The organism is Mycobacterium sp. 852002-53434_SCH5985345 (assembly GCF_001667155.1).
Lineage (GTDB): Bacteria > Actinomycetota > Actinomycetes > Mycobacteriales > Mycobacteriaceae > Mycobacterium.
In genome coordinates this window covers 37,758-50,715 of sequence record NZ_LZIE01000041.1, presented here as the reverse complement: position 1 = coordinate 50,715, position 12,958 = coordinate 37,758, and the positions used below count along the sequence as shown (strand labels likewise).

The following is a 12,958-nucleotide window of genomic DNA, read 5'->3' as shown; positions in this document are numbered from 1 at the left end:
GCCGGTGCCGACGAACTGGGCCCAGGCCAGCCCGAACGCGATCAACAGGATGTCCTGCACGCCCGCGTGGAACGCCGCGGGCACCTCGCCCAGCAACAACCGGGTGGTGTCGGCGTCGAGCGACGCCGAGAGCTGACCCGCGCTGACGTAGGTGTCGATGTCGGGCCGCACCGCCGGCAAGGGCGCCGGCGTCGACGCGATCTGCCGCCAGGCCTCCGCCTGGTCCACGACCTCCGGCCGGCGCGCGTGCTCCGCCAACAGCGACGACCACCGGGCGAACGACATCCCGCCCACCGGCAACGCCACCGGCTGACCGCTGTGGTGCTGAGCCCACGCAATGTTCAAGTCTTCCAACAGGATTCGCCACGACACGCCGTCGACGGCCAGGTGGTGAATGATCAACGCCAGCTGGCCCGTGGAGGGCACCCACACCGCGCGCAGCATCGCGCCGCTGGCCGGGTTCAGCTGCGAGACCGCCGTCGACAGCGCCGCGTCGGACAACGTCTCCACGGTGTGCAAACACCCGGCGGCATCCACCACGCCGACCTCGGGCACCCGCAGCGACCAGTCCCCCGCGCCGTCGTCGTCGACCCGCAGCCGCAACATGGCGTGCCGGTCCAGCAAAGCCTGCAGCACCAGCACCACGTCGGCTTCGCTCACTCCCGCCGGGGCCTGCACCACCATGGTCTGGTTGAACTGCTCGACCGGACCGTCGACGCTCTCCAGCCAGCGCATGATCGGGGTCGCGACCACTTCGCCGATGCCCTCGTCGACGACGTCGTCATCGGTGGCCACGCCGGCCACCCGGGCCAGCCGGGCCACCGTCTGCTCGACGAAGATGTCGCGCGGGCGGCAGACCACGCCGGCCGCCCTGGCGCGGGCGACGACCTGCATCGACAGGATGCTGTCACCGCCGAGGTCGAAGAACGAGTCGTCGACCCCGACGCGCTCCACACCCAAGACCTGGGCGTAGATGCCGGCCAAGATCTCCTCGACGGCGGTGCTCGGCGCGCGGTAGTGATCGGCATCGGAGTATTCGGGTGCCGGCAGGGCGCGGGTGTCGAGTTTGCCGTTGACCGTCAGCGGCAGCGCCTCGAGCACCACGACCGCGGTGGGCACCATGTAGGTCGGCAGCCGCTCGCCGAGCTGGTTGCGGATCTCGGCCGGATCGGCGGTCCCGGTCACGTAGCCCACCAGGCGCTTGTCGCCGGGGCGGTCCTCGCGGGCGATCACCGCCGCCTCGTTGACCCCGTCCAGCGCCGCCAGCGCGGCATGCACCTCGCCGAGCTCGATGCGGTATCCGCGGATCTTGACCTGCTCGTCGGCGCGGCCCATGTACTGCAGCTGGCCATCGGCGCCCCAGCGGACCAGGTCGCCGGTGCGGTACATGCGTTGTCCAGGCGCCCCGGCTGAGCCGAACGGGCACGCCACGAACCGCGTCGCCGAGAGCCCCGGCCGGCCCACATACCCATGCGCCAGACCGCGCCCGGCCACGTACAGCTCACCGACCACGCCCTCGGGCACCGGCCGCAACCACCCGTCCAGCACGAAAAAGCCAAGATGCGCCAGCGGCAAGCCGATCGGGCTGGCGTTGGTGTCGACATCACCGTCGACGATCTCGCGGAACGAGGCGTGCACCGTGGTCTCGGTGATCCCATACATGTTGATCAACCGCGGCAGACCCGGGTGGTTGTGCAACCACTTGCCCAACCGATGCGGCTCGAGCGCCTCACCACCGAACACCACCGTCTGCAGCTTGAGCTGTTGACCCAGCTCGGGGGCGAGCGAATCCGCGGTCTGCAGCGCATAGAACGCCGACGGCGTCTGGCTGAGCACGCTGACCTGTTCGCGAACCAGCATGGCGTGCAACTCTTCGGGTGAACGGACCACACTGTCGGGCACCATGACCAGCCGGCCGCCGTACAACAGCGACCCGAAGATCTCCCACACCGAGAAGTCGAACGCCAGCGAATGGCACTGCGTCCACACCTGCCCGAGTGCCAGCTGCGCGTCCAGCGACTCCAACAACTGGGTGACGTTGCGGTGCGGCACCGCCACACCCTTCGGGGTGCCGGTCGTACCGGACGTATAGATGATGTAGGCGATGTTCTCCGCGGACGGCGCGGGCAGCCCATCGCTGGATTGGGTCGCGACGGCCGGGTCGTCGAATTCGATGATCTCCAGGCCCGACCCGTCCAGCCGCGATCGCACGTCCGCGGTGGTGACGGCCGCGATCGGCGCGGCGTCGCCAAGCACGAACTCGATCCGCGCCGCCGGCACCGTCGGGTCGACCGGCAGGTAGGCCGCCCCGGTCTTGAGCACCGACAAAATCGCCACCACGGCCTCGGCCGTCCGCGGGAACAGCACCGCGACGCGCTCCCCCGGCCCGGCGCCCCGGCTCACCAGCAGGTGCGCCAGCCGGTTAGCGGACTCTTCGACCTCGCCGTACGTCCACGAACGGTCGCCGTCGGTGATGGCCACTGCCTCCGGGGCGCGCGCGGCCTGGGCGGCGAACAGCTCCGGAATCGAGGCCAGCTTCCGCGCCGTCTCGGTCAGCACCGCCCGGTTGCCCCACTCGTCGAGCCGGCCGTGCTCGGCGGCGTCGAGCAGGTCGATCGAGGACAGGCGGCGGGAGGGATCGGCGGTCATGGCCACCATCACCTGCTGCAAGCGCTCGATCAGCGTGTCGATGGCGGCGGCGCTGAACACCTCGGTGTCGAACTCGACGCGAAGGCTCAGTTCGTGGCCCGGCGAGGCCACAACGGACAGCGGGTAGTGGTTGTACTCCCGGCTGCTGAAATCGGTGACGGCCAATTCGTGGACGCCCAACAGCGCGCCCGCGTCGATCGGATAGTTCTCGTAGAGGAACAGGGTGTCGAACAACTGGTCGTGACCGGTGACGCGGTGAATCTCGGGCAGCGCCAGGTGCTCGTAGTCGACGGTGTCGTTGTGCAGGCGTTGCAACTGGTCCAGCAGTTCGGCGACGGTGGTTGTCGGGGTGACGGTCGCGCGCACCGGCACCGTGTTGATCAGCAGGCCGACCATCGCGTCCGCGCCGGCCAATTCGTGGGGCCGCCCCGAAACCGCGGTGCCGAAGGCCACATCGTGCTGCCCGGTCAGCCAGGTCAGCAGCTGGGTCCACGCGCCCTGCAACACGGTGCTGATGGTGGTGCGGCACGAGCGCGCCAGCTCGCCCAGCGCCTTCGTGGTCTCGGCGGGCACATGGAACGCGGCGACGCCGCGCCGCCCGATGTGTCCGAGGGGGCCGACGAGGGTGGGGGTCTCGAAGCCGGCCAGCACCTGCGCCCATGCCGCTTGCGCGGCGGCGCGGTCCTGATTGGTCAGCCAGGTGACGAAGCTGCGGTACGACGGGGCGGCGGGAAGCCGCTCCCCGTAGTAGCTGGCGAAGACCTCCTGCAGCAGGACCGGCAGCGACCAGCCGTCCACCACGATGTGGTGAATGGTCAGCACGAACCGGTGCCGGTCGGGCGCCGTACGGATCAGCGCGGCCCGGAACGACGGCTTCTCAGCGAGGTCACACACCGCGGCGCGCTCGTCGGCGGCCAGCCGCTCGACCTCGTCATCGACGTTGCCGTCGTCGAGTTCCACGTACCGCCAGGCCATCTGCGGATCGGCAGGGATGACCTGCACCGGCTCGCCGAAATCCTCCGAGAACCGGGCGACCAGGTTGGGGTGCCGCTTGACGGCGGTGTGCACCGCCTCGCGCAGGCGCGCCGCGTCGAGTGCGCCGCGGACGGTGATGCCGAGCTGCACCGCATACAGGTCGTCCATATCCTGCGCGAAGGCGGTGTGGAACAGCAGTCCCTGCTGCACCGGGGTCAGCGGCAGCACGTCGGCGACGCTGCCTTGCCGGCAGAGCTCGTCGATCTGCTGCTGGCTGAGCTGCGCGGGGGCGATGTCCGACGGGGTCAACCCACCGCCGCCGGCCTTGACGTGCGCGCAGATCCCGGCCAGCGCCTCAAACCACAACTGGCTCAACCGGTTAACGCGCTCGTGGTCCAGCGCCGACGGGGCCCACGTCCAGTTGGCCTGCAGGTGCGGGCCGGCCTCGGTGTCCATGGTGCCGGCGTTGACTTCCACCGTGTGCGCCAGCGGCATGGGCACCGCGGTGGCCACGGCCGCAACGGCCAGGCTGTCGTGGCTGACCCGCCAAAAGTCGTCGGACAGGTCGGCGCCCGCGCCGAGCCGCCCCAGATAGTTGAACCCGATCACCGGGTCCGCCCCGTCCAGGTCCACCTCGGCGTTCAGGTAGCGCAGCAAGCCGTAGGTCAGCCCGTCGGGCAGGGCGCGCAGCTGTTCCTTGGCGTCCTTGATCACCGCGCCCAGCGCGGCCTCGCCGGCCACCACCTGCGACCAGCTCAGCCGGCGGCTCTTGAGCGCCACCGGGTATTTGGTGGTGAACCAGCCGACGGTGCGCGACAGATCCACCCGGGGAGCCAGTTCTTCCTGGCGTCCATGGCCCTCCACGTCGATGGCGATCGGCGCCGCGCCCGTACCCAGGAATTCCGCGAACGCCAGCCCGAAGGCGATCAACAAGATGTCGCCCACGCCGGCGTGGAACGCGGCCGGCACCTCGCCGAGCAGCAGTCGGGTCGTGTCGACGTCCAGCGACACGGAGAGCTGGCCTGCCGTCACATAGGTGTCGACATCGGGTTGCGCCGCGGGCAACGCCGCCGGGGTGGCCGCCACCTGTCGCCATTCGTCCGCCCGGGCCACCACGTCGGCGCGCTGGGCGTACTCCTCCAGAAGCGACGACCACCGGGCGAACGACGTGCCCGGTGCCAGCAAGGTTATCGGCTGCCCGCTGTGATGCTGCGCCCAGGCGATGTTGAAGTCTTCCAACAGGATTCGCCACGACACACCGTCGACTGCGAGGTGGTGGATGATCAGGGCCAGCTGGCCCGTCGGCGCGGCCCACGCCGCGCTGACCATCACCCCGGCGGCCGGGTTCAACCGCGACCGCGCCTCCGCCAATGTCTCTTCGGACAGCGTCTCGACGGCGTGCACGCAGCCGCGCGCGTCCACCGCACCGACCTCGGGCACGTGCAGCGACCAGCCGCCCGCACCGTCGTCGTCGGCGCGCAGCCGCAGCGCGGCGTGGCGATCCAGCAGGGCCTGCAGCACCGCCACCACGTCGGCCTCGCCTGCCCCGGCCGGCGCCTGCACCACCATGGTCTGGTTGAACTGTTCGATCGGCCCGTCGATGGTCTGCAGCCAGCGCATGATCGGGGTGGCCACCACCGGCCCGACGCCGTCGTCGGCGACACCGCCCGCGCCGTCGGCCGCCACCTCGGCCACCCGGGCCAGCCGGGCCACCGACTGCTCGACGAACACGTCGCGCGGCCGGAACAGGATCCCCGCCGCACGGGCGCGGGCCACCACCTGCATGGACAGGATGCTGTCGCCACCGAGGTCGAAGAAGGAAGCGTCGACACCGACCCGCTCCAGGCCCAGCACCTGGGCGTAGATGTCGGCGAGGATCTCCTCGACTGCGTCGCCGGGGGCGCGGTATTCGGCGGTGGCGTATTCGGGTGCCGGCAGGGCTCGCTTGTCGAGTTTGCCGTTGCCCGTCAGGGGCAGCGCCTCGAGCACCACCACCGCGGCGGGCACCATGTACGGCGGGAGGCGATCGGCCAGCGCGGCTCGGATCGCGGCCGGATCGGCCGTGCCGGTGATGTATCCGACCAGGCGCTTGTCGCCGGGGCGGTCCTCGCGCGCGATCACGGCGGCGTTTTCCACCCCGTCGAGGCCCTTGAGCACCGACTGGATTTCGCCGAGCTCGATGCGGTAGCCGCGGATCTTGACCTGCTCGTCGGAGCGGCCGAAGTATTGCAGCTGCCCGTCCTCGCCCCAGCAGACCAGGTCACCGGTGCGGTACATCCGGGCTCCGGGGCCACCGAAGGGGTTGGCCACGAACCGGGATGCAGTCAACCCGGCGCGGCGCACGTATCCGCAGCCGACGCCGCGACCGGCCAGGTACAGCTCACCGACCACACCGGCGGGCACCGGCTGTAACCACTTGTCGAGCACGAACATTGCCGCGCCGGCGATCGGCGAACCGATCGGCACCACAGCGGATCCGGGGGTCAACGGCTTGCTGATCGACGCGCACACCGTGGTTTCCGTCGGACCGTAGGCGTCCAGCATCACCCGCCCGGGCGCCGCCCACCGATCCACCACGTCGGTCGGGCAGGCTTCGCCGGCCACCACCAAGGCGGTGGACTCCAGGCCGTCCGCGGGCAGCATCGCAACCGAGGACGGGGTCTGCGTGAGCACGCTGACCTTCTCCGCGACCAGCAGATCGTGGAGGTCTTCCGGCGAGCTCGCCACCGACTCGGGCACCACCAGCAGGCGTCTGCCCCGCAGCAGGGCGCCGAAGATCTCCCACACCGAGAAGTCGAACGCCGAGGAATGGCTTTGCGTCCACACCTGCCCCTTAGGCAGGCCGGCGTCGAGCGACTCGATCAGCCACGTGACGTTGAGATGAGGAATCGCAACGCCTTTGGGGGTCCCGGTGGTTCCGGAGGTGTAGATGATGTAGGCGATGTTGTCCGCGGCGGGCGCGGGCAGCGCGGTGTTGGGCTGAGCCTCGACCGCCGGGTCGTGCACGTCGACGACCAACAGGTCGCGCCCGTCCAGGCGCGAGCGCAGGTCCGCCGTAGTGATCACCGCGCTCGGTCCCGCGTCGGCAAGCACGAATTCCATGCGCGCCGCCGAGTGCGCCGGATCGATCGGCACGTAGGCAGCACCGGTTTTCAGCACCGCGAGCATGGCCACGATCGCGTCGACGCAGCGGGGGAACATGACTGCGACGCAGTCACCCGGACCCACGCCATGACCGGCAAGCAGGTGGGCCAGCCGGTTGGAGGCCTCGTCGAGTTCGGCGTAGGTCAACGACTTGGCGGCACAGGTAACCGCCAGGGCCTCGGGCGCGCGCTGCACGTGTTCCGCGAAGGCCACCGGGATTGACGACGGGGTAGGCACCGGCGCCGTCAAGGCCGCCCGGTTGCTCCACTCGTCGATTTGGGCCGGCTCGTCGGCGGCCAGCAGATCGATCGAGGCCAGCCACCGCTCCGGGTCGGCGGTCATCTCCTCCAGCACCTGCTGCATGCGCGCCGCCAGGTCGGCGACGCCGAAGTCCGCGAACGGTTGCCCCGGCCCCGCGGTGCTGAGGAAGAGCTGGTCACCTGCGCCCATGAAGAACAAACTGAAGTGCCCCACGGGCCCGTGATTCGTGTACGACGCCGTGGCCGGGGAACCGGCCAGGTCCAGCGTCAGCCTCATCGGAAGGAAATTGATCCCGACCCGATTCGCCGCCTGCCGCAGACCGTCACTCTCCAGGGTGTGCACCGGGAATCGCTGGTGCTGCAACAACTCCCGGATTCGCGTGTCGACGTGTTTGCAGAAGTCGGCGACGGTGGCCGTCGGTGACGTGTTCAGCACCAGCGGCACCACCCCGGCGAACATCCCGGGAAGCGTCTTCGACTCCGGACGTACCCGCCGGCTCACCGGGAAGTCGAGCGCTACCTCAGGACCACTCCCCGACCACGCCCGCACCAAGAGCGCGCACGCCGCGGTGGTGACGGAGAACCGGCGGATGCCCAGCTTCTTGGACAGCTCCTTGATCCGGGTGGTGACGGACGGGTCCAACTGGACGGAAGCTGACGGCGAGTAGTGGTCTTTGCCGCTCGTGGTGTCGGCTGCGGGCCGATCGACCCATGCGGTTTCCGGCGGAAGGTTGCTGCTCCAATACGCCTGGTCGTCCAGATAATCGGGCGACGCTTCGTATTCCGACTCGATGTCGACCAAATCCTGCGCCGAACCGAAATAGGCATCGGGAATGGGTTTTCCGGCGACCATCGCCGAATAAATCGTCGAAACCCGACGGCATACCAGCGCCATGCCCAATCCATCGACTGCGATGTGGTGGCAGCAGCCGAACAAATAGAACTCGGCGGCCTGTGTCTGGAATAACACGAATTTGAACAGCTGGCCGTTCAATGCCATCGGCGTGCGCTGGATCGACGAGGACATCGTACGGGCTTCCCCCACCGGGTCGGGCGAGGAAGTCAGGTCATGGAAGTCGAGCTCGAAGTCCGGGTAGTCGATCGGCTTCTGCACAACCTGGCCGTCGACCTCGAAGAACGACACCCTGCCGGCCTCGGCCTCGGCAACGGCCTGACGGAGGGCGCGCTCGAGGGCCTCCCGATCCAGTGCGCCCTCGATTTTTATCAAGAGCCCGAGCTGCCACTCCGTGCCGACGTAGCCCGTTTCCTGCGAAAGCCAGATGTCCAGCTGTCCGCGCGTCAGCGGAAGTGCGCGATCACCAACTCCCATCGACTCCCCCAAAGCTCCACCCGCCCCATACCCCGACTCGTTACTGGTCAAAACCCCGACCCGTTGCGAGCTTGTCGCGCAGACTCTTTGGCCGAATGTCGGGCCAATTCTGTTCGATGTACTCCAAGCACGCAGCGCGGTCCGCCTCGCCGTACACCACTCGCCAGCCAGCTGGAACATCGGCGAAGGCCGGCCACAGGCTGTGCTGCTCTTCGTCGTTCACTAAGACGAAAAAACTGCCGTTGTCGTCGTCGAATGGGTTGATGCTCACGGTTCTCCAGGATGTCTAGTTGACACAAGTGGAACGGTTCCAAACCCTACTGGAGGCACCATCGTGCGTCCGAGGTTTGGACAAAGTTCCCGGTGTGACCTGACAGGCTCTTAATGCAGCCTAAGAATTGGGCTGGTGCGGGGCTGCACAGCTGCCGCCGTTGGCTGCTGTGACCTGCAACAATGGCTCACCGGGGAGGTTCGCGATCGCGCGTGGTCTGCCTGCTAGGACGATGGAATTTTGGGTGGTTGTCATCGCCTAGGGTACCGACCCCGAAGCCGGCGCGAAAATCACCGCGCGGCGAAGCGGCGACGGCACCGCAAACACTTGGTGCAACGACCGCCGGATGGACGCTCGCCCAGCCGCTGCAGCGCCAAGCCGATGGGCGCGGAAGTGCCGCGCCGGAGCCCATTGACTCCGGGCGTTGATCGTCGTTAGCTGACTACGGCCGCTGACCCTCAGCGGCCTCGGACGTAGGACGGTCCGCGGGTGGGCGGGCGCCATTCCGGACCGGGTGGGTCACTCAGCGCCAACCGGGCGATCCATCCAGGCGGGCGATTTAAAAGTGCCGTTACGCATGCGTTATGCATTACGATCCCGTATCTCAATGCCTAAGCGGCTGATGCGGAGACCATTGGCGTGGTTTACTCATGAAGACCTGGTCGCGCTCCCGGGGGCGGGGCTCGTATGGGGTGCCGAAGCACGACTAGTCTGCGACGTACACCGCATTGGAGTGCCCTCGCCTGGTGGCGCCGTCCACGATGTAACAGCTTGATCGGGCCGGCGGAATAACAAGAGACGTGTAAACGGGGTAGAAGGGGGTGCGGTGACCGAACCCGACCTGCGGGCCCGGCCGGATTCCGCCAGCATGAAAGGCAGCGACATTAGCCAGCCGCCGACGCGACGACGCCGTTTCTTGCCGTTTGCTCGCCGATCTTCGGCTGAGCCGGGGGGTATGCCGCGGGAAAACCGCCGCCGGCGGGAAACGGGGATTTTCAGAGCGCTGAAGCACGTGTGGATTCCGCTGGTCATTCTGGCGGTCGTTGTCGCCGGCGGGGTAACGGTGACGCGGCTGCATGGGATATTCGGTTCCGAGAAGCGGCCGTCGTATGCGGACACCAGACAACAAGACACCAAGCCTTTCAACCCCAAGCGTGTGCAGTACCAGATCTTCGGACCGCCGGGGACTACCGCCGACATCAGCTATTTCGACATCAACGGCGAGCCGCAGCACATCAACGGCATTCCACTGCCGTGGACGTACGACATCGCGACCACCCTGCCGTCGATCGTGGCAAACGTTGTGGCACAAGGGAATAGCGATACGCTCGGCTGCCGTATAGTGGTCGACGGTGCGGTCAAAGCTGAGAGGATCTCACACGAGTTGAACGCGTTCACCTACTGCGTCCTTACAGCCACATGAGCACCCAGCCCGTGGTTGAAGAGCGCGCCAGGCAGCCATTCTTTGCGCGGACGATCCATAGGTTCTCCGTTCCCATTATTTTGGGATGGCTGGGTATTGCCGTCCTGATGAGCATCGGCGTCCCCTCGCTCGAGCAGGTCGAGGCGGAGCATGCGGTTTCGCTGAGTCCGATCGGTGCGCCGTCGTTCAAAGCGATGGAGCGCCTCGGGACGGACTTCAAGGAGACCAACACCGGCGCTTTGGCAATGATTTTGCTGGAGAGCCAGCAGCCGCTGAACGACGATACGCACGCTTATTACGACCGTTTGGTTCGTAGCCTCGAAAACGATCACAAACATGTGCAGCACGTCCAGAATTTCTGGGGCGATCCACTCACCCGGGGGGCCGCGCAGAGCCAGGACGGCAAGGCCGCCTACGTGCAGATCAACCTGAACGGCAACGCGGGCGGCAGCTCGGGCGACGAATCAGTTGCAGCGGTCCGGAAAATCGTGCAGGCCGCGAACCCGCCCGCCGGTCTCAAGGTCTACGTCACGGGACCCGCGCCAATCGTCGCGGATATGAACGTCGCCGGCCAGAAGACCGTCCTGTTGGTGACGGCGGTGGCCCTTGCGGTCATCTTCATCACGCTGCTACTCGTCTACCGTTCCATCGTCACGGTGATCCTTTTGCTGTTGATTGTCGGGCTGGAATTGCAGGTGGCTCGGGGAATGGTCGCGCTCCTCGGCCATCTGGGGGTCGTCGGCCTGACGACCTTTGCCGTCAACCTCTTGGTAGCCGCGGTGATCGCGACCGGAACCGACTACGGAATCTTCTTCGTCGGTCGATATCAAGAGGCGCGCTACGCCGGCGAGAGTAAAGAGGCGGCTTTCTACACCACTTTCAACAGCGTCGCCAAAGTCGTGTTGGCTTCCGGTTTGACGATCGCCGGCGCGGTGCTCTGCCTCAGCTTTACCCGGCTGCCCTATTTCCAGCCGCTTGGCATTCCCTGTGCAGTGGGTATTGCCATAGCCGTCCTGGTGGCGCTCACACTCGGCCCCGCACTTCTCGCGGCCGGCGCCCGGTTCGGGCTGTTCGACCCGAAGCGCGCAATCACGGTTCACCGCTGGCGGCGGATCGGCACGGCCATCGTCCGGTGGCCGGCCCCTATTCTCATCGCGACGCTGGCGGTCGCTTTGATCGGGCTTTTGACGTTGCCGAATTACCGGCCCAGCTACGACGACCAAAAGTTCATTCCAGCGAGCATTCCCGCCAACGTCGGATACGCGGCCGCGGAGCGGCATTTCCCCGGATCTCGAATGATGATGCCCGAGATTCTCTTAGTCGAGACCGACCACGACCTGCGTAACCCGACGGACATGCTGGTGATCAACAAACTCGCCAAGGGGGTGCTCGCCGTTCCGGGTATCTCGACGGTGCAGACCGTGACCCGGCCCGAGGGAGTCCCACTGCAGCACACCACCATCCCGTGGATCGTGAGCATGGGGCAGGCTAGCCAGCTACAGAACATGGCCTTCCAAAAAGACCGCATGGACGACATGCTCGTGCAGGCCGAAGAGATGGCGAAAATGATCGCCATCATGCAGCACATGTTGGACTTGATGCGACAACTCGTCGCCACGACCCATCACATGGTCGGCGTGACGCACCAGATGCAGGACATCACATCGGAATTACGTGACCGCCTTGCGGATTTCGAGGACTTTTTCAGGCCGCTCCGCAGCTACTTCTACTGGGAGAGGCACTGCTACGACATTCCCGTCTGCTTCTCGCTGAGATCCATCTTCGATGGTATCGACGGCGTCGACGAGATCAACGACAAGCTGAAAGAGCTCGTACAGAACCTCGATGAGCTCGACGCGATCCTGCCGCAGCTGGTCATGCAGATCCCGCCGATGATCGAAACGATGCAGAGCATGCGCAGCATGATGCTGACCATGCACAGCACCATGTCGGGCGTCATGGGCCAGATGGATTCCAACTCGAAGGATCCCGCCGCGATGGGGCAGGCTTTCGACGCGTCCAAGAACGACGACTCCTTTTACCTGCCGCCCGGCATCATCAACGGCTCGGAGTCCTTCAAGCGAGTCGAAAAGGTGTTCATGTCCCCGGACGGCAAGGACGTCCGGTTGCTGATTTCGCAACGGGGCGATCCCGCGACGCCCGAGGGACTCTCCCGGGTCGAAGCGATCAAGACGGCGGCCGAGGAGTCGCTCAAGGGCACTCCGCTGGAGAATTCGAAGATCTATCTGACCGGTACCGCGGCGATTACCAAGGATTTGGTGGACGGGTCGAAATTCGACCTATTGATCGCCGGAGTGTCCGCCCTCTGCCTCATTTTCATCATCATGCTGATCATGACGCGGAGTTTCATCGCCGCAATGGTGATCGTCGGTACTGTGTTGCTTTCGTTGGGCGCGTCCTTCGGACTATCGGTGCTGATCTGGCAATACATGCTCGGCATTCAGCTGCACTGGACCGTGCTTTCGACCTCGGTAATCGTCCTGCTGGCGGTGGGTTCTGACTACAACCTGCTGCTGGTCTCCCGGATGAAGGAGGAAATTGCCGCGGGCATCAACACCGGCATCATCCGCGCAATGGCGGGTACCGGCAAGGTGGTGACCAACGCCGGCCTGGTGTTCGCGTTCACCATGGCATCGATGGTGGTCAGCGACCTGCGCAGCATCGGCCAGGTGGGCACCACGATCGGCATCGGTCTGCTGTTCGACACGTTGATCGTGCGCGCATTCATGACGCCGTCTGTCGCCGCCCTGCTGGGGCGCTGGTTCTGGTGGCCGCAGACCGTGCGTCCCCGCCCCGCCAGCACGATGCTGCGACCGACGGGGCCTCGGCCGCTGGTGCGTTCGTTGTTGTTGAAGCAGCCGCGATAAGTGTCGGGAATCCACTTC

At 66.6% G+C, this 12,958-nt stretch carries 4 protein-coding genes; 2 read left to right on the top strand and 2 right to left on the bottom strand.

The window, feature by feature from the left end; all coding sequences use genetic code 11:
* Both A5756_RS08965 and A5756_RS08960 read right to left on the bottom strand, forming a co-directional pair.
* Positions 1–8,358: non-ribosomal peptide synthetase (locus A5756_RS08965; protein WP_066950828.1), on the bottom strand; the 8,358-nt coding region annotated here is incomplete at its 3' end.
* Between the two features lie 40 nt (positions 8,359–8,398).
* Positions 8,399–8,629 (bottom strand): MbtH family protein, encoded by a 231-nt coding sequence (locus A5756_RS08960; protein ID WP_066950804.1) that lies wholly within the window; start codon positions 8,627–8,629, stop codon positions 8,399–8,401.
* A gap of 955 nt (positions 8,630–9,584) precedes the next feature.
* Here A5756_RS08960 and A5756_RS08955 point away from each other — a divergent pair.
* Positions 9,585–10,052, top strand: coding sequence for an MmpS family protein (locus A5756_RS08955; RefSeq protein WP_232005334.1), 468 nt, complete (start codon positions 9,585–9,587; stop codon positions 10,050–10,052).
* Positions 10,049–12,940, top strand: coding sequence for an RND family transporter (locus tag A5756_RS08950; RefSeq protein ID WP_066950796.1), 2,892 nt, complete (start codon positions 10,049–10,051; stop codon positions 12,938–12,940). The genes A5756_RS08955 and A5756_RS08950 overlap by 4 nt, the downstream gene beginning before the upstream one ends.
* The last annotated feature ends 18 nt before the right edge of the window (positions 12,941–12,958 follow it).

Bases quoted from the DNA above. Each gene is read 5' to 3' on its own strand.
- A5756_RS08950 (WP_066950796.1), top strand. From the start codon at position 10,049: ATGAGCACCCAGCCCGTGGTTGAAGAGCGCGCCAGGCAGCCATTCTTT.
- A5756_RS08955 (WP_232005334.1), top strand. From the start codon at position 9,585: ATGCCGCGGGAAAACCGCCGCCGGCGGGAAACGGGGATTTTCAGAGCG.